This window comes from Sphingobacterium allocomposti (assembly GCF_008124885.1).
GTDB lineage: Bacteria > Bacteroidota > Bacteroidia > Sphingobacteriales > Sphingobacteriaceae > Sphingobacterium > Sphingobacterium allocomposti.
Genome location: NZ_VNHX01000028.1, coordinates 1 through 19,142, shown reverse-complemented (window position 1 = coordinate 19,142; position 19,142 = coordinate 1). Strand labels below are relative to the sequence as shown.

The window sequence follows — 19,142 nt, the reverse complement described above, 5'->3', positions numbered from 1 at the left end:
TATGTAAAAGAAAATGCAATCTAACCGGTATTAATTAAGCTAAATAAAAGAGTATGGTAAAAAAAATTAGATGGAGTCAGGCTGGCACATTTGTCATGTTCCTGTTTTTGCTCATACAGGAAGTGTCTGCTCAGCAGCGAAAGGTAGGCGGTGTGGTGTCGAAAGAGGGTGGAGAGCCTATTCCCGGAGTAACGGTCACGGTAGCGGGAACATCGAGCAGTGTTCAGACCGATGATAATGGTCTTTATACAATTGATGTGCCGGGGGCAGATGCCGTATTGGTATTCCGGTATGTCGGAATGGACACCAGAGAGATACGTGTTGGCAATTCGGCTTCTCTCAACGTGGTCCTGTCGCCCGAGTCGTCTGCGCTTGAAGAAGTAGCTGTAACTGCTTTCGGGATCAAACGCGAGGAGCGTTCCCTGGGCTATACCGCACAGTCGGTTTCTGCCGAGGAACTCACGGTCAATAAGCAGTCTAATATGGTGAACGCGTTGCAGGGTAAAGTCGCCGGTGTACAGGTACGTAACACAGGAGGAGCGCCCGGCTCCGGAGCGAAAATTCAGATCCGCGGAGTGAACTCCTTGGATCCGGATCGCGATAATGCCCCCTTGTTCGTTATCGACGGTGTGATCATGGACAACAGCACGTCGACACAGGGAGGTGCTGAGGGCAGAGGTATGAGTAACCGCGGCGTGGACATCAACCCGGACGACATTGAGTCGATGAACATCCTGCGCGGCGGTGCAGCGACAGCGCTCTATGGTCTTCGGGGGTCGAACGGCGTGGTGGTCATTACCACGAAAAGCGGAAAAAGCGGCGCGTTGAGAATCAACTACCAAGGTTCGGCAGGCTTGGACGAAGTGAATAAATTCCCCAAACTACAGGATACCTATACGCAAGGCTGGAATAACATCTACAATACCAACGAATTCTGGCCGGCCTTTGGACCAACAGTAGAGGAAGCCCGTAAAATAGATCCGACCCATCCGGCGAAGCTGTATAATTATCTGGAAGATGCTTTCGACACGGGCAACCAGTTCAAAAATACGCTGAGCCTATCTGGCGGATCGGACATGATGACGTACTACTCTTCGTTCTCCCAGTTTAAGCAAAATGGCGTCATGCCGTTTTCGGATTTCAGCAACATACAGGCCCGGCTGAACACGAAGGTAAAGGCCAGCGAGAAGTTTAATGTTTCGACCAACATGAGTATTAACAATAGCGGCGGTAGTCGCGGAAACGCCGGGCTATACAACGAGCAGCTCGCTTATTGGGTGCCGCGCTGGGATGTGCGCAACTATAAAAAAGAAGACGGCACGCTGTTTATGGCCTTCCCCGGCCTGTCTGAGAACCCGATCTACGTCGCCGAGACAAACCGCTTTAATGACGACGTCCTGCGCTTTATCGGAAATACCACCCTGAATTATAAGCCTACGGGATGGTTAGATCTCGTATACACATTCGGACTGGATACTTATCGGGATAACCGTCAGGCCACGGCCGTCGGCTATAGGGGGCTCGAGGGCGAAATCCTGGTGCCGGTTAATGGCGCCAATGGTGCTGATGGACGCGGCTTTTATAATGTCTATGATGAGAAGTACCGTACCTTCAACAGTACGTTCATGGCCAACTTCTCCCATCAGCTGTCGGCAGATTTTCACGGAGCGTTACGTTTGGGGAATGAACTGTTTGACCGCCGGATCTACCGCTCCGCGACCGAAGGCTGGGACCTGACAGTGCCCGACTGGTTTCATATGGCAAACGTGAAAGGCATTGCCGCAGACACCTATAGGCAGGAATATCGGCTGATGGGAACATTTGCCGATGCGACGCTCGCTTTCCGGGAATATTTATACCTGAATGCAACACTCCGGAACGATATTACCTCATCGCTGGATAGTCCGAACAACTCTTTTTTCTATCCATCGGTAAGCTTGAGTTATGTGGCCTCCGACCACATACGATTACCCGAGGTCATCAACCACGCGCGTCTGCGGTTGTCGTATGCACAGATCGGTAAAGATGCGCTTCCCTATGCAACGAGCAACGGCTACACAGGCTACACCAGTTTGCCCACAGGGTATACGGGCTTTACCCGGGGCGGACTGCTGGGGAATCCCGAGCTGAGACCAGAGTTTACCAATACGTACGAGGTGGGCTTGGTAATGAATTTCTTTAACAGCCGGTTGCGTTTTGACGGAAACTATTATCACTCTACCTCGATCGACCAGATTATGCAGGCCCCGATATCCACCGCCACCGGGTTTGCCCGGGCGTCCATCAACGTAGGGAATATCCGTAACAGCGGGGTAGAAATGACCCTCGGTGCCACGCCCGTCAAAACCGGCAGTTTTACATGGGATACCGAATTTAATCTTTCGGCCAACCGGAACAAGGTTCTGTCGCTGTCAGATCAGGCGGGCGGCGAAGGCGGAGAACTGGTCGTAGCTTCCGAATTCGGCTACCTGAGCTCAAATGTGGAAATGCGCGTTGTTCCGGGAGAAGCCTATGGTATTTTATATGGCCGCGCGCATCAACGCTACTACACGCCGGAAGAAATGGCGGCCGGACTGCATCAGGGAAAAACCATCGATGAAAGCCGTCCGATCCTGATCGGGGCAGACGGGTTCCCGGTATTGACAGCGGTATCCGATAAAAAACAGCTGGGCAATGTGTTTCCGAAGTTCATCGGCGGATGGTACAATAGTTTTAAATACAAGAATCTGGCAGTAGCGGTGCTCGTTGACGGACAGTTCGGGCAAAAATATTATAACCAGATGGATAACTTCCTCTCGGCTTTCGGTATGGCCGATTATACATTGAATAGAAACGATTACATGGTATTCGAAGGCGTACTCGCCGATGGTACACCCAATACGCAGGAAGTTTGGCTTGGACAGGGCGTGGATCCTAAAACAGGGCGTAACTATGGCAACGGCTACTATCGGAACTACCATCGCGGAAACTCCGAGTTTTTTGTGCAGGATGCCAGCTGGGTCAAGTTGCGGTCCGTCTCGGTGAATTACAATTTCCCTTCCAAATGGTTCAGCAGCAAGGTTATCAAGAATGCTTCCGTGAGCTTAACGGGAAACAACCTGTTGGTGTTTACCAATTATAATGGGTATGATCCAGAGAGCTCGACCACCAATAGCGGTTCGAACGCGGAGGGCTTTGCCGGCATGACCTACCCGGCATTACGGAGCTATTTGTTTACATTGAATCTTGGATTTTAACACGAGGAAAGGATCATGAAAATCAAAAATATGAAACCATCAAAAACGTTAAGCATAGCTATCCTGGCGTTGGCTCTATCCGTACAAAGCTGCAGCGATTATTTTGATGTAGGAAACAACCCCAACCTAGTTACGGCGCCGAGCGTGAACTCCCTGTTAGGATCGGTGACGCACCGGGTAGGCCTCAATGCACAGCGCTATGGCAGTGCGGTAAGCAGCTATGTGCAGTATACAGCGAGTCCGACATCGGGATCCGAAACAGACACCTACCAGATTACAGACCTGTCCACCTCTTGGTCGCAGGCCTATTACGGCATGTCGGACGCCTATGATATGGTGAGCGCGGCCGAGGAGTCCGGCGCGACACTGCATGTCGGGGTGGGCAAGCTGTTGATAGCCTACCAGCTTGGTTTGGTGGCCGATACATGGGGCACGGTTCCGTACACCGAAGCTTTCAACAAGGTCGATACCTTCACGCCGGTATATGATTCAGAGGAACAGGTGCAGGAGACGATCGGGCAGCTGATAGACGAGGCTATTGTGGCATTGGGGGCCACCGATGCTACCATTGCGCTGGATGAAAATCTGGATGTCATTCACCATGGTGATGTAGACGCTTGGCTGCGTACTGCCCATGGTCTAAAGGCGCGTTACCTAAATAAGTTTACGAAGAAGCCGACGTACGATCCGCAGGCGGTGCTCAACGCATTGGACAACGCCTATGAATCGTCCGCGGACGACATGAAGATGGGCGTGTTTACGGGGAATAATCCCTGGGCTACCATCGCTACCAACAATCTCGGCGGCACCTTGGGTGGCTGGTTGTCTACTAATTTTATCAACCATCTGAATGGACACACATATGGAATCGTCGATCCCCGTATAAGCCGCATTACCGATGCGACGGTGCACGGCAACTATGTAGGTACGCCCAATGGTGGCGGTAATCAGGGGAACGCCGCTAATACAATCCACGACGAGTGCTACATTTCGACCAACAGTCCGCTGACCGGCAATACATCGCCGATCTTCATCATGACCTATGCGGAGCTCAAATTTGTCGAAGCTGAAGCAGCCCTGCGCGGCGGCTTTGCGGCACGCGCCTATGCGGCTTACCTTGATGGCATCCAGGCAAGCATGAATATGCTTGGCGTGCCGGCGGCCGAGGCAGAAGCATATATCAAAGAGCCCACCGTGGGCGTCGGAGCTAATAGTCTGACCCTCGACCTGATTTTCAAAGAAAAGTATGTGGTAACCTACCTCAACTACGAAGCCTGGAATGATGCGCGTAGGCATGACTACGCCTATGAAGGGTTTACGATGCCAATAGGAGCGGTATTGTCCAACTTTATCCGACGCATAGCTATTCCAAATGTAGAACTCGTAAACAATGGAGGAAACATCCCCGGACAGGAGCCGCTGGATACGCCTCTATGGTGGGATAAGCCTTAATGTATGCTATCATGAAAGAAAAGCGAACCGTATGCTGTGTGATGCTTTTGATGGGGGTGGTGCTAAGCTTTGCCCAGCCGGCTGACCGGCTGGCTGCCATCAAAAGCACCATCCCGATGATTGACAGCGCCTACCGGACATTTGCCGGGCAGCGGCACTCACCCGGTCTGGCCTACGCCCTGGTGTGCGATGGCAATATATTGCATATCGGTACACTCGGATATGCAGATGTTGATAAAAAAATACCTGTCACCGAAAAGTCGGTATTTCGTATGGCATCCATGACAAAAAGCTTTGTTGCCGTAGCAATCCTGCAGCTGCGCGATGCCGGAAAGCTGAGGCTGGATGATCCGGTGTGGCAATACCTGCCGGCCTTCAGAAAACAGCCGCTTCCCACCGACGATGCGCCAACCATCACGATCCGCGATCTGTTAACACATACGTCGGGCCTGCCCGAGGACGATCCTTGGGGCGATCGGCTGTTAGATATGTCGACAGATACGTTTTATAAGCTGATGGAGGAAGGCTTTGCATTTTCCAATACGCCGGGCGTAGGCTACGAGTATAGTAATACTCCTTTTGCCATGCTCGGCGAAATCATCCGGCATGTCAGCGGTCAGTCTTTTGATCAATATATCAACGAGCATATTTTGCAGCCACTGAACATGCGCGACACCTATTGGGAATATACCGAGGTACCCGCGCCGCAGCTGGCTAAGGGATATCGCTGGCTGAATGGCGCACACGTCCCCGAAATCATGGTACGGCATGGTGTGTACGGCGCGATGGGAGGAATGCTATCCACGCTGGGCGACTTTGCGAAGTACATGGCATTTCATCAGCAGGCCTGGCCTGCCCGCAGTGGCAAGGATGTGCAGCCCCTCCGGCGGTCTTCCCTGCGCGAGATGCAGCGTCCGTGGGTGTTCAATACGTTGACAGCGCATAACGGAAATTTAACGGCTTTTGCGTACGGGTATGCGTTGAAATGGACCAGAGACGAGAATCAGGTGACAACAGTAGGACATACAGGCGGGCTGCCCGGTTTTGGAAGTAATTGGATTATCCTCCCGGAATACGGCTTTGGATTGGTGTGTTTCAGTAATACCACTTATTTCCCGGCTGCTGATATCAACACGAAGGTGGCGACAGAGATTGTGCGCCGTGCGGGCTTATCTCCTTGGAAAAAAGAGGTTTCGGAAGTGTTGGAGCAGCGGAGACAGACGCTATTGCGTTACTTGCCAGACTGGCAGGAAGCCGAAGAAAACAAAGCGGATTTTTCCGATAATTTCTTTCAGGACAACGTACCCTCGGTGTTGAGAGCTAAATCAAAAGCGGTTTTTGACGAAATTGGCGCCGTCGTGAAGGTGCACGATATCGTCGCAATCAACAATCTGCGGGGCACCTTCCTGATTGAAGGCGAGCGGGGACGGGTAGAGGTTTTCTTTGCTTTGTCTCCAGAACCCCGGCCGCGGATCCAGCAGCTTTCCTTCAAGCCCGTCTCTGACTAGCACTGATATGTGCATATGTAGTTACTATCAGATTTGAAATAAATGGTGTTAGGCAGACATGCGATAAAAACTGTTAGACTTTTACATGTAGACGATAAGTGGGCTTTTCTAGCGCTTTTAGACTCGACACTGGGTTGTGCTATTGGGTATAGCTTCGAGGGGTCAGGCTTGATAATATTACTCGTTTAGCTTGTTTGTTTCTCACCTTTCCTGCCAATAGCCCAGTAAAGTATCCATCCTATGAGGTTACCTAGCACAATGATCAGTACCCACAGGGAGCGTTGATAGGTATTGAGGTTTTGAGTGGTGATACAAACGTTTGGAGCGGTTAATAGAAGAGTCGTCATTTATGCCCTCGGTATAAAATTAGTGAATTATTTCTTCCCATTCAAAAGATAATTCTACGCCCTTCTTTCAAGCGTCAGGGTTGTATCACTACTCTTAATAAAATCAGGTTTCATAGTTTCTGGGCATAAGCTGCGAACGACGACAACAAATAAGGCCACCCTTGCGCCGAAGCCATTGCATCCCTATATTGTTCAGCGTTCTCCCCATGACTGGAAAACTGTTCGTGTATGAGATGGATGCAAGTCCGGTTTTCGGAAATTTCCTCAAATCGGATATGTACAACACTGGCCTTGTCGGCATCAGGTTCGGGATTCCGCTCAGGCGTGAGCTGCCATTTCATCGACAGACTCCGACCTGTATCGACAGTTAATACCGTGCCCCAATCACAACGGAACCCATTAGGACCAATTTCGCTGCACAGTCCGTTTGGAACAGGATCTATGCTTAATTCGACCAACTTTTCGTTCGACCACGTATATTCTTTTGGCCACCAATGGGTTAGTCTATTAATAAAGAAATCAAATGCCTTTTCACGCGGAACCGATATTTCTATGTTTGTTGTCAGTGAATCCATAGCTTTTTTCTTATTGATGTTTTTTTAATTTCTTAACAATTTATACGGACAATCAACGAAATATACGACGTTTTATCTACCATAGGCTCCGGTATTCACTTATAGCTCGTTTATCCGCAATCGACTGTACCGTTGTAAAGAATCCATTAGCTTCCACAATTAAAATGCCACACACCACCTGATGATGGAGGAAACAACGTATGCTAGTGCATAAAAGAAATCAGGCAACACCCCTGGAACCGTTCGTAAAAGTCGACTTTTTCTAGATACCGTTGGTATCCGTTTGCCCGTAATAATGTTTTGTTGCTGTGTACCGCTCAAAAAGCTGTCGTGTCGGATCCCGGGATGCGGTTACCGATAACGAGTTGCAGCGTTCGTTTTAAGGTTTAGACAATTTGTTCCCTAGCCTCTACATTACGAGTACATTTCTTGTCCTATGATAAGCTACCTAAAGACACTGCACTGTTATATTTGCCGTATAAGAAACGTTCGGCTATACTCATAATTTATCTAAAACAGAACTATATGGACCAAAAATTTGAGGCAGGAATCAATATCGCTATTAAAATACCTAAATGCAAATACGACAAGACTGTTGCTTTTTACAGGGATATATTGAAGCTTGACGTTTCGGAAAAACCTATCAACAATCCTACCGTGTCCAGGACGCATGAGGTCAAATTCGGTAATAATGTTATTTGGCTTGACTGTGTCGATAATTACACTCATTCGGAAACCTGGTTGCAGCTGACGGTGCCAAACGTGTCGGACGCCACAAGTTATTTGTTGTCTAACGGTATCGACATATGCGATGAATTGGAGGAGTTGCCGGAAAATATGCACTGGATTCAAGACCCCGCAGGTACAGTTTTTAACCTGCAACAGCGTGATGTTGAGAAGTAATCTTTATGGCCCAAAACGGATAGCAGTGTTAAAAACGGATAGCAGTGTTAAAAGATACAGTCATAGGTAGAAATTAGCTCGGCTTTACCCAGCGCATTATAAATTCCATTTCCTGTGTCCGTTCATCCCATGTTTCTGCGGCAATTTCAAAGCCTTTAGCTTGGTAGAACGACACGCTCTTCTTGTTCTTCTGATAAACGTTCAGGGTCAATTCCGAACGAAGTTCTCTGGCGTAATCCAACAAGATTGTCCCGATTCCTTTGCCTTGCTGTTCGCTTCGCACAAAGAAGGCCGCTATATGATTTTTAATCAACGCCACAAAGCCATCAATACGGCCCGCTACTTCGGCAACATAGATCTCCGCATTCGGAAGATAGTCCGCTTTCATCAAGGTTTTGTTTTCCACCCAATATTTCTTGGGGATGAAATCGTGTGCTTTTATGGAGACATCAAGCCATATAGCGACCAGCTCGTCTATGTCGCCGTTGCTCATCGTCCGAACAACTATGTTTTCCTTCAACATCTTTACTGAATCACTGTTTTTATTCATCGCCACTCCTTTGAAGCAGGTAAATATAATATTTTGGGAGAGGTTTCAAGCAAGGCTTGCTATAGGTAAACAGCCGTTCTAATAGAAACGGAACATCCTGAGATATCTCGTGATGATAGTTAAGCTATAATAAGTAAAGGAAGTCTTCTCATGTTGTGATCATTAGTTTTGACATTTATTGCCAGGTCTGTCTTTCCACGCCAAGATCTTTCTGGTTCTGGATTGGTTTAAGTGTTCGGAAGGTCAGGTTGATCCTCGGCAGCAGCTGCTTTGCGGACTTCGGGATCTGATGCTCCCAGAATGTGTTCGTGGTTCCCGAGATTAGGAGCAACGCTCCATGATGTAGCAGGATTTCCAGCTGTGGAACCTCTTTTTTAATTTTATGACGAAACCGAAATGGCCGTGTCTGTCCGAAAGTAACGGAAGCGATACTCGGGTTTTTACCCGTACGGTGTTCGTTGTCGGAATGCCAGGCCACGCTGTCGCTGCCATTCCGGTATAGATTCAGGAGGACGGCATTGAACGCAATACCCGTTTCTTCCTCTACCTTTTCCCGCAAGCTGGTCAGTTCCGGCGTCCAGGGGAGCGCATCTTCTCCGGCCAGGCCTTGCTCGCCGTACCAGGCGATCATGCGGGGCGCAGTAACAATCTTGTCGTACATTGGCATCTGGTACTGCTGCCATGGCGTGGCATGCAGCAACGTCGTGTAATAATGATCAGCCTCTTCTTTCGGGACGAAGCCTTCGTACAGCATCAGATTCATATCCGGGAGATCAAACGTCCTTCTTTCAGAACCGCCCCTGGTAAACATTTCCGTATCGTCAAATAGTGCCATGTCCAATATTAATGGATAACCGTGCCGGATGAGTCCGTGCCTGTTATAGAACGTCGTCAGCGCTATTCTAGTTTTTGTGCGGGGACACCGTAACCGCTCAAGACCAAAGTCATGTTCTTTGGATGGGATCTGAAACTTCGCCGGCACACTTTGCCGCGGTTGCCTCGTTTCAAATTTTAAGAGGAATACCGTGTGTGGCACGAAACCAAACTTGCCAAGCAGCGTTCAAATACCGTACTATTAACAGCGTCATGAAAAGGAAGGATGGAAAAGATACGATGCCCCGGCGGATTTCGCCCATGCTGTGCACGTTAATGAAAGAGGTGCCCGGCTGGGAAGGCTATCTTTATGAGATCAAATGGGACGGGTACCGGATCATCGCTTACAAAGACGGCCCGAAAGTACGGATGGATTCCCGGGGAGGCCTTAACTATACCTCGAAATATCCTCCGGTGGCAGAAGCGCTGCAGGCATTGAAGCATGATGTTGTGCTCGATGGCGAAGTGGTAGTGCTCAACGACCGCGGCCAGCCCGATTTTGATGCCCTGCAAAAGTACAACGGCCATAATACGCCGATCTATTACTATGTCTTCGATCTCCTCTGGCTGGACGGCAACGACCTGAGGGGGATGCCCCTTCATGCGCGCAAGGAGCTGCTTCAGATGCTTTTAAAGGAAAATGAGGTGCTGCACTTTAGCGACAGCTTCGACAACGGGCACGCCCTATACGGGGAGGTCCTGAAGCTCAATCTCGAAGGTGTCGTCGGTAAGCGCAGGGACAGCCTTTACGTGGAGGGTAGCCGCACGGAAGATTGGATCAAGGTGCCGACGCGGAAGCGGCAGGAATTCGTGATCGGAGGCTGGGCCGAGTCAGACAAGTCGCGCGCGTTCAAAAGCCTGCTGTTCGGAGCATACAAAGAGGGAAAGCTGGAATGGATCGGGCGTTCGGGCGGTGGCTATAAGGAGAAGGAAATGCCCGCGATCCTTCAAAAGCTGAAGGCGCTTGAAACCGCGCAGTCGCCGTTCGTCAACAAGGTGCTGGATACTAAAGGAGCTGTCACCCACTGGGTGCAGCCAACACTCGTGGCCAACTTTGAATTTGCCACGTGGACCAAGTCCGGCCGCATACGGAAGCCGGCAACCTTTTTAGGGTTTCGCTACGATAAAGACCCGAAGGAGGTGGTCCGCGAAGTACCGGAGGACGAGCGGCAGCCACTTGATGAGATCAAGACAGCTACAAAGCCACGAAGAAAGCAAAATAAGAATTGTTCAACTTAATTTTTACGATTATGCCATGGTCAAAAGGAGACTATCCGCCATCCTATAAAAACCAGCCCAAAGCCATCAGGGAGAAAGCTGTCGAGATTGCCAATGAAGTATTGAAGGATGGCGCCGAAGAAGGCGTTGCCATCGCGACGGGCCTTAAACGCGCAAGGGAATTTTTTCAGAAAGAGAAAGAAAAGAAGAACGATAAGAAAAAAGGCTGATAGCGGTAAAAACTAACAGACAGCGTTAGCGAGGAATTTGGCCGCGCTTCCCCTCCGTACAGCCTAAATGGCAAAGGCGGTCATACCGTGCGATATACCGACATAAAAAAAACGTAAAGAATGAAAAGTAAGGTTTCCATATTTTGGTTTCGTAGAGATCTGCGGTTGGAAGACAATGTCGGATTGTATCACGCGCTTTCTTCTGCATACCCTGTTTTACCGGTGTTCATATTCGACGAAAATATTCTGGGAGAACTGGAAGAAAAAAAGGATCGAAGGGTAGATTATTTCCACCAGGCACTTTCTTACGTAAATGATCAACTCAGACGTTCAAATGCGAGATTGAATACATTTTGCGGAACACCGCTGGCTGTGTTTGACATGCTTGCCGATCAGTATGCTATCCAGCAGGTCTTCTGCAATCGGGATTACGAGCCCTATGCCATTCAGCGTGATACGGAAATCTATCGTTTTTTTAAAGAGCGAGATATTCCTTTCAAGGCATTTAAAGATCAAGTGATTTTTGACAAAAACGAGGTCGTAAAAAATGACGGGGCACCTTATACGGTTTATACACCTTATTTCAGGAAATGGACAGAATTATTGACGTTGGAAAAATACTCGCCGTACCAGCCAAACTATGCTCGTTTTTTTCATCAGCATTTTAAACAGATCCATTCCCTACACGAAATAGGTTTTGAAAAAACGGAAATCCAATTCGGTCCTCCTGAATTGGATAATGACATCATCGACAACTATGGCAAATATAGAGATTACCCGGCAATGCAATGCACGACACAGCTAGGTATATCGTTGCGGTTTGGGACGATTAGCGTTCGGAAATGTGTGGATTTCGCTTTAAAGCACAGTCAGACCTGGCTGAAGGAACTGGTATGGCGCGAGTTTTTTATGCAGATCCTGTATCATTTTCCGAAAGTAGTAGACCAGTCATTCAAAACAAAGTACGACAATATAAGGTGGCGAAATAACGAGCAGGAATTTAGGCGCTGGTGTGAAGGAAAAACGGGCTACCCTATAGTTGACGCAGGGATGCGACAGTTGAACGAAACCGGTTTTATGCACAATCGCGTACGAATGATTGCAGCAAGTTTCTTATGTAAACATTTGCTGATAGACTGGCGTTGGGGCGAAGTGTATTTTGCGCAAAAACTAAACGACTATGATTTGGCCTCCAATAATGGAAACTGGCAGTGGGCGTCAGGCTCGGGTTGTGATTCTACACCATATTTCAGGGTGTTTAATCCCGAGCGGCAGATGGAGCGGTTTGACAAAGAGTTAGCCTACGTTAAAAAATGGCTACCCGAGCTTGGAACCGAGATTTACCCCGAACCGATTGTGGAACATGGCTTTGCGAGAGACAGGGCGTTGAGAGTGTATAGTGAAGCACTGAAAGAGAATATTTAAGAGCCCTCCAATTAACCGAAATACGTGGGAGCAACGTTGTATTGGTTGATAAAAAGGAATGTTGTGGATGGCTAAGCTATTAGCCGTAAAGCCGTCGATTCGTTAAGGTCGGAACTCTTCTAACGTCTATAGTGAAGCGGCAAAAGTCGTAAAGATGTAAAGTCGTAGACTCATAAGCAACGATTGGCCCTACAGGGATCATATCCCGATAGAAAACCGTGCATCAATTGCATGACCCCGCCGCGATAAACGAGGTAGATTCTCTCAGCTTAAACGACAAAACCCCGACTTTAGTCGAGGTTTTATAAACGTATCACGCGCAATGGTAGCGTAACAATATGGCTTTCTTGAGAGTTTACCTTATTGTTTCGTCACTCCGACCATGGCGAATGTAAAATGCAATCGCAGAAATTTTTCCTATGAAAGTTTGGGATCATAAATGCGCATACGTCGGCTTTAATATTACCAAAGGTTGTTTCCGTTTTATGCTCGAAGCCGGAAAAAAAAGTCGGGATTATTTTCTTTTTAAAATCCATCGATACCTTGTTCAGGAAAGAGCATTGGGTGGCGGTCCGCCTCCCGGTTTACTTTTGTCTTCAGGTAAAGGTACATATTCTTCATTATCCATAGGGGGCAAATCAATACGTCCCTGCTTCCAATCCTCCTTTGCCTGCTCAATCCTTTCCTTTCTGCTGGAAACAAAGTTCCACCAGATGTACCGGTCGCCCAGATGTTCTCCGCCAAGCATCATCAGCGTAACGGGCTCTTTCGCTACAATCAACGGGTCAACTCCTTTCGTGAACACCAGTAACTGTCCTGGTTTGTAAGTAACCCCACTTACTTCAACGCTGCCTCGAACAATGTATGCACCTCGTTCACTATGGCCTTTTGGCAAACCAAAATGGATACCTGGCTCCAGCACTACATGTACATAAAATAAGGGAGAATGCGTTTTTACCTTACTTTTCAGTCCATAAGCATCACCTGCAATCAGGCGCATCCAAACACCTGAATCTGTGAAAACCGGCAGCTGCTCCGGTTGGTAATTTACAAAGGAAGGATCGCTTTCTTCGTCTTTTTCGGGAAGTGCCACCCATGTTTGTATCATTTCCAGTTCGCCACCAGCCAGCATAGCCGGATCTTCGAAACGTTCGCTATGTGTAATCCCTTTGCCCGCGGTCATCCAGTTAACTTCTCCCGGTTTTATAACCTGCTCTACGCCGAGGCTGTCCCTGTGGGTCATATTGCCGCTAAACAGATAACTGACTGTAGATAGACCGATATGCGGATGGGGTAAAACATCGAGATTGCCGGTAGGGGCTACCGGCATATTCACAGGACCTCCATGATCCATGAAGATAAACGGGCCGATCATCCTTTTCAGTCTGTAGGGCAAAATCCGCTTAACAGAAAATCCTGCGGAAAGTTCGGCTTGTCGGGCTTCTATAACAATATCAAGCATAATATATCTTTTTATAATCGTTCTTTTTTCAATACGGCTTCTATCCGGACAAGGTGCTGCCCTTTCTCCGGAAGAACTTTTATAATAGCAACATACAATGACGCTGAATGTTTTATCAAGAATGAAGCTGAATGTAGCAATTGCCGAAATGCCTACGACGATAAGAAACAGACATTCGGAAATAACAGCAAATGACAGCTTTAGAGACGCAGCGATACACGCAGCGTGATAGTGTACTGCGTGTGCAAAACGCTCGGTACAGGCTCTGTTGAAGAGCGACATGTCTATCCTTCGACGGTGTCAGGCTGAGCTCGTCGAAGCCTCATGCTATCGGACGATAAACGGGTGCTATAATGCACACAACGGATGTATAAAGGTTTTTCTAAAGATGAAGAACAGATGGTTGCTTTATTACTATGCTGCGTTGGCACGGACGCACGTCGTATTACAATTAACAAGGATCGTCTCGCTCCGAAAGCTATTGCTCGCGGTCAGAGGGGCGAAGCCATCGTTAAATACATTTTCCTTATTCGATAGTAAATGGTGCATACAAAAAATGCTCCTCTCTGGTTTTTTGAAAATTGCCCTTTATATAAGGTTTAACGATGCGGTATTCACCTGTTCTATATGGGATCTGATCCTTCAACATCCCTTTTGTAAAGAACTGATCACTCGACGGAGGGATTAAAACACCTATGGAAATAAAAACCATATCGTCCGGCGAAACGACTGTCCATTTACCGTTTTCAAGCATTTCGATATGATAGGATACGCCGGTTATCAGTGTATCTTTTGTATTGTTCGATATTTTTACCTGAACCGAATCGGGAAGGGTAGAGCGCTTAAATACATCCGGCTGCACGGAGAAAGTCACGCCCTGCCGGACGGTGTCCGCCTTGCTTCCGTTCCGGTGACCGGAAGATCGTTTGTCGTTGTTGTTACCCCCTTGGCCACAGCTCCACAGGATAGCCGCAAGGACGAGTAGTATAAGGGAATTTTTCATGGTTGTATATTTTAGAAAGCTTAATCCCGTAATTCCGGAAGAAAGTTCCATTAGGAAATTCTGATAAAATGTTATAGCCATACCATCTACAAAAAATACTTTCCGTTTCCGGTAGATTCCCCGTTAGAATACCACTCCATTCAGTGTATGGGTACAGCAACTACAGTGAGGGGTTAAATCATTCGCCTTTAAGTTTGGATTCGATAGCTGTAAGTCTCCGTTGTCATCTACATACAATCCAGAGAAATATGATGATTCTCCAACTCTCACATAATCTTTTTTGTCATCCGGATTCAAAGCAACTATCCAGAATATCGGTTCCGTTTTATCTAACCTGGACTTAGCTTCGCTAAACACCTCGTCCCAGTTTGAACCAACTTTTGACAACAGAAATCTAAATAACGGCGTATAGTCAAGACCTCGATCTTTTTTGCCGGACATACTACCCCTGATCTGTTCCGGGGTTTCTTTTTTCTTGTGCTTTGAGTGTCTAAAATCTCCACCAAAGTTATGGTGAACACCTCTTGCTCTCGTATTTACCTTTCGATATAGTAGGTTTTTAGCGTTATCGTATTTTGCCATTTTTTTAATTTTCCTTAACGGCGGTTTTTGTTCCGTCCAACAAGTCTATCTAACCATTTTTTCCTTTCTTTTACAATTCCAATTTTTCTCTTTTGTGGATCCCAGAGCGCATTTGTCTTTGTCGTAGCATTTTTTTCCGCTAAATCTGCAAATGCCTTTGCTTGCACCAAGTCACCTTTAAACTCAGAAATTATTGCCATAACAGAATATATGATATAGTTTTGAACGGGAAACTTTAACGTGTCGTGGCCTATTTTTTCTGTCAATAATCTCTCAACTGATCCATACAAGTCGGTTCTCTCTGCAAGAACAACTGTTTCAGAAAAGTTTAAGTAAGCGTTACTAATGACATTGGGGAATTCTCTTTCAAAGTCAAGCGACTTCTGAAAATATATCAATGCAGTTTCATAGTTTCCTTTTAACTTGTATATCTCTCCTAATAAGTTATAGGCGTGACTTTTTTCAGTCCTTTCGTCCGGATAGTCTGTCAGAATTTTGTGTAAAAGTGTCTCCGCTACCGATAATAAACTTTTATCTTTAGTTTCAATAAGTTCGACTGCTTGTACTCTTAAATATTGAGGCCTTCCGTTCTTTCTTGCACGGCGAAGCTTGACGAAATATTCGTCTTCATCTGCTTTAGTCCAACTTTTTCGCCTATACCAGTCCGCCATTATCGTTTTTTTATTATTCCCCTACGCGAAGCAAACAGAAGGCTAGGAGAATGGTGTATTTTCTTCATAATTTTTTCATATCACTAATAGTCAATATAAAGTTAGTTAAAAGTTTCATTAGTTACGTAGCTGTGATGTAGAATGAGCGATATGCAAAATCATAATGCCGAAGCAAGTCGTTCGAAAAGTGTTATTTTTTTCAACTTTTAGTTTTGGTCAAATGTTGAAATAGGCCTCTTAAAAGATTTAGATTTGTTTACAAGAATCTAAAAACCACAAGTTCCTATCTTATTTCCGCTCCTCTTTTCTTATAGTAAATAACAAAAAGCTGTTTTCGTATTAGAAACTTCGGCAGAGCGGGTGCGTGTGCAAAACGCTCAGTACAGGCTCTGTTGAAGAGCGACATGTCTATCCTTCGACAGTGTCAGGCTGAGCTCGTCGAAGCCGCCTGCTATCGGACGATAAAGCGGGGGGCTGGCCCTTTAACATCCCCTTTGTAAAGAACTGATCACTTGACGGAGGGATTAAAACACCTATGGAAATAAAAACCATATCGTCCGGCGAAACCACTGTCCATTTACCGTTTCAGCTTCGACAGCCGGTTGTTTTTGATCAGCATTGCGACAGCACCGGACGTTTCCGGAATTTTAATCAATTCCCTACGCACTGCGTAAAAAAATCCCAATCCGTTACGCACCGCGTAGCGGATCTTGGCTGGAGATATTCTTAACGCTCTATTCAAATAGATCTATAGCCGTTTGCAATATCCTGTCAATACCGTTTTTAATATCCGCAACGGTCTGTTCAACATATATGTCGGGAACAATCCCTATTCCCCGAGTTTCCCGCAGATCGGGATAATACACTCCAATTCCTGAAAAGCCGCGTCCCCAGATGCGGCTTTTTACATTAACGGCTTTTTTCCCGTGGTTCCGATATTATTCCGAATGGAAGGTTTTGGCTGCTGTCCGGTTTGATATTGACATATGTATTCCAAATATGTCTTGTCACGGCCTTCAACGATCGATGCTGCTGGACCGGGTGATGCCCCGGACCTGTAAAAAACTCAACCTCATTGTCGATCTTAGAGTACCAGATATTTCCAATGTCCTTTATCCCCAGCGTATCGGGCTTTGTGATTTTGCGGAAATGCTCGAGTTTATCCTGATCTAACCCGATAACCTGATAGGGTTGCGTCTTGTCCTGGCAATCGACAGGGATGTATTTTTCGCCATTCCAGCACATGCATTCTTCAGGGATAGCAGCGATATACCATGTAATTAACAGAACAGCCGTGATTCCGCCAATTCCGCCCAGCAGCAGATCCCGTTTCTTTTTTTTCTGCCAAGAACTATTTTTTAGTTTATTAAGGGAAACGCCTGTAGCAGATACAGGAGCTATGACGTCGTCGGTGTTTGATACGTGGATTTTACTTTGTGGAGGATCATTGTTTTTGTCTACCTCCTCTGTGATATCGTCTGCCTCCTGTGCGGGAGTCTCTTCCTCTTCGCTATTCGCTTTTCCCTCGTCGCTTTTTGCCCGGCGGATCTCACGCCATTGTTCAAATGGTCTTGGCTGAAAATCGATGAATATAGCTAGTAATGCTATAATGTTATCCGTCGGTTTGCTGGTCTTTTCCCGAATAAAATCTTGTATGGGCCGGAATTTGTCTGCCGTAGCTTTTTTTATTGCTGTTTTAAGGCTTTCCACGTTGCCTTCAGAATTAAATATTTTGGCCAAAGCAGGTATATCATTCTCCAGTTCCCCATTTTCCAAACGTAGTAAGCATTCCTTCATCAGATCAGCCCTTGAGGCCCGCTTAAGATGTATAAGCTTTCCTTGGTCTTTCTTCTCGTGGAAAGCTCTCAGCACTTCTTCATTGTATAGGTCGATTTCAAACATCATCACAAAGTTAGATCAGTCGTACTCCGGAAAATACGGGAAACCGTATCGGTCCAAAGGGGATAAAATGAACGGAAATTCATCGGAAATCAAGGTAGGTTACGGCACACCAAGGTTATTGCGGGTTAAGTCCGGAAATGACGGAAATCCGTGATAAAAAGGTGCTTAGCGGCTATAACTTTGTTCTCGAAGTCAGACGAAAGATCGATTAAAACACAGAACTAAGATACTAATCTGATTTCACAAAGAGAAGATCTCGCGGTAGTTATCAGCCGGTTTGGGAAGCAGCTTTTACCTTCCGCGATTGACACTCTTACTTCCCAAAAAATTCAGAAGGCCTTCTGAAAACATTGTAGCAATCCCGTGCATGGAGCACGCGGACCTACCAGGTTTTTGACTTTAAAATTTTTTGAATCATGTGGAGTTTAATATTGTATTTTTTGTTTGGAATCGGTCAGCCGTCTAATTCACAACCAACGCCTGAACAGCCAATCGTGCAAACTTTTGACGAAGGAGGTGATACGAGTACACCTCGCCCGCCGATCCCGCCAAAACCGACGTTACCATAGTCTTAATAGGAGAGTCGAGGTTGTCTAAAAAGCCTTTTTTTAAAAAGGAATCCCCGATACGTGAAAGTGTCGGGGATTTTTATTGTTTGTCCTAAAAAATGGTTATTTTTAGGTGTACCCAAACAATATGGCAAACATACTATTCAAAGCATTACCATCCAATAGTCCGAGTCTTTTTCCGGAAGATATTTTTGCAAAAATCCCTGCTGGTCATCCGGTACGTCTGGTTAACGAAGTGGTTGAAAAACTGAACATAGATCCCATCATAGGGCAGTACAAAGGTGGCGGCACGACAGGGTTCCACCCGCGTATGATGATCAAGGTGCTGTTCTACGCCTACCTGAGCAACATCTATTCGTGCCGTAAGATTGAAAGGGCCCTACAGGAGAACATCTATTTCATGTGGCTATCAGGGCACAGCACACCGGATTACCGGACAATTAACTACTTCCGTGGCAAACGCCTTAAGGGCCATATCCAGTCACTTTTTGCCGAAGTTGTCCGTCTGCTTGCTGAACTTGGTTATGTCAGCCTGAAGGTACAGTACATAGACGGAACGAAGATCGAATCGGCAGCCGGTCGTTACACTTTTGTATGGAAGGGCTCGGTGGAAAAGAACAAGGTGAAACTGGAAGC

At 46.8% G+C, this 19,142-nt stretch carries 17 protein-coding genes; 8 read left to right on the top strand and 9 right to left on the bottom strand.

Annotated features, from left to right (window positions below; all coding sequences use genetic code 11):
• Window positions 1–53 precede the first annotated feature (53 nt).
• The 3 genes from BC792_RS16330 to BC792_RS16320 are packed head-to-tail and all read left to right on the top strand — an operon-like array spanning window position 54 to window position 6,196.
• Complete coding sequence (locus BC792_RS16330) at window positions 54–3,236, top strand: SusC/RagA family TonB-linked outer membrane protein (RefSeq protein WP_246155154.1); 3,183 nt, start codon at window positions 54–56, stop codon at window positions 3,234–3,236.
• 30 nt (window positions 3,237–3,266) lie between these two features.
• On the top strand, window positions 3,267–4,688 hold the full coding sequence (locus BC792_RS16325; RefSeq protein WP_148910086.1) for a SusD/RagB family nutrient-binding outer membrane lipoprotein: 1,422 nt from the start codon (window positions 3,267–3,269) through the stop codon (window positions 4,686–4,688).
• Between the two features lie 11 nt (window positions 4,689–4,699).
• Entirely contained in the window at window positions 4,700–6,196 is a 1,497-nt protein-coding gene (locus tag BC792_RS16320) for a serine hydrolase domain-containing protein (protein ID WP_170250062.1), read from the top strand.
• Between the two features lie 185 nt (window positions 6,197–6,381).
• Here the strand turns inward: BC792_RS16320 and BC792_RS18815 are convergent, their stop codons facing one another.
• On the bottom strand, window positions 6,382–6,543 hold the full coding sequence (locus tag BC792_RS18815) for a PLDc N-terminal domain-containing protein (RefSeq protein ID WP_148910084.1): 162 nt from the start codon (window positions 6,541–6,543) through the stop codon (window positions 6,382–6,384).
• Window positions 6,544–6,653: 110 nt separating this feature from the next.
• Window positions 6,654–7,118, bottom strand: coding sequence for an SRPBCC domain-containing protein (locus BC792_RS16310; RefSeq protein ID WP_148910083.1), 465 nt, complete (start codon window positions 7,116–7,118; stop codon window positions 6,654–6,656).
• Between the two features lie 525 nt (window positions 7,119–7,643).
• On the opposite strand from BC792_RS16310, the gene BC792_RS16305 reads away from it, so the two are divergent.
• Complete coding sequence (locus tag BC792_RS16305; RefSeq protein WP_148910082.1) at window positions 7,644–8,021, top strand: VOC family protein; 378 nt, start codon at window positions 7,644–7,646, stop codon at window positions 8,019–8,021.
• 73 nt (window positions 8,022–8,094) lie between these two features.
• Here BC792_RS16305 and BC792_RS16300 read toward each other — a convergent pair whose 3' ends face one another.
• Window positions 8,095–8,571 carry an N-acetyltransferase gene (locus BC792_RS16300; protein ID WP_211357563.1) on the bottom strand — a complete coding sequence of 159 codons (477 nt, stop codon included), beginning with the start codon at window positions 8,569–8,571 and terminating at the stop codon, window positions 8,095–8,097.
• A gap of 175 nt (window positions 8,572–8,746) precedes the next feature.
• On the bottom strand, window positions 8,747–9,406 hold the full coding sequence (locus BC792_RS16295) for an alpha-ketoglutarate-dependent dioxygenase AlkB family protein (protein WP_148910081.1): 660 nt from the start codon (window positions 9,404–9,406) through the stop codon (window positions 8,747–8,749).
• Window positions 9,407–9,657: 251 nt separating this feature from the next.
• Between BC792_RS16295 and ligD the strand changes: the two genes are divergently transcribed.
• From ligD to BC792_RS16280, 3 genes are all read left to right on the top strand, one after another.
• Window positions 9,658–10,683 carry a non-homologous end-joining DNA ligase gene (gene ligD / locus BC792_RS16290; protein ID WP_170250061.1) on the top strand — a complete coding sequence of 342 codons (1,026 nt, stop codon included), beginning with the start codon at window positions 9,658–9,660 and terminating at the stop codon, window positions 10,681–10,683.
• A gap of 11 nt (window positions 10,684–10,694) precedes the next feature.
• Window positions 10,695–10,892, top strand: a complete 198-nt coding sequence (locus tag BC792_RS16285; RefSeq protein ID WP_148910079.1) for a DUF2188 domain-containing protein — start codon at window positions 10,695–10,697, stop codon at window positions 10,890–10,892.
• 120 nt (window positions 10,893–11,012) lie between these two features.
• A complete protein-coding gene (locus tag BC792_RS16280) occupies window positions 11,013–12,317 on the top strand; it encodes a cryptochrome/photolyase family protein (protein ID WP_148910078.1) in 1,305 nt (434 codons plus the stop codon).
• A gap of 547 nt (window positions 12,318–12,864) precedes the next feature.
• Here BC792_RS16280 and BC792_RS16270 read toward each other — a convergent pair.
• From BC792_RS16270 to BC792_RS16250, 5 genes are all read right to left on the bottom strand, one after another.
• On the bottom strand, window positions 12,865–13,779 hold the full coding sequence (locus BC792_RS16270; RefSeq protein ID WP_148910077.1) for a pirin family protein: 915 nt from the start codon (window positions 13,777–13,779) through the stop codon (window positions 12,865–12,867).
• Window positions 13,780–14,305: 526 nt separating this feature from the next.
• A complete protein-coding gene (locus BC792_RS16265; protein WP_148910076.1) occupies window positions 14,306–14,782 on the bottom strand; it encodes an immunoglobulin-like domain-containing protein in 477 nt (158 codons plus the stop codon).
• A 123-nt stretch (window positions 14,783–14,905) separates the two neighbouring features.
• Entirely contained in the window at window positions 14,906–15,364 is a 459-nt protein-coding gene (locus BC792_RS16260; RefSeq protein WP_148910075.1) for a hypothetical protein, read from the bottom strand.
• 14 nt (window positions 15,365–15,378) lie between these two features.
• Window positions 15,379–16,035: a tetratricopeptide repeat protein gene (locus BC792_RS16255; protein WP_148910074.1), complete on the bottom strand. Its 657-nt coding sequence runs from the start codon at window positions 16,033–16,035 to the stop codon at window positions 15,379–15,381.
• Window positions 16,036–16,944: 909 nt separating this feature from the next.
• Window positions 16,945–17,943, bottom strand: coding sequence for a hypothetical protein (locus BC792_RS16250; protein WP_211357562.1), 999 nt, complete (start codon window positions 17,941–17,943; stop codon window positions 16,945–16,947).
• A gap of 690 nt (window positions 17,944–18,633) precedes the next feature.
• Here BC792_RS16250 and BC792_RS16245 point away from each other — a divergent pair.
• Window positions 18,634–19,142 (top strand): transposase (locus tag BC792_RS16245; protein WP_148909231.1); only part of this gene is annotated, 509 nt, incomplete at its 3' end.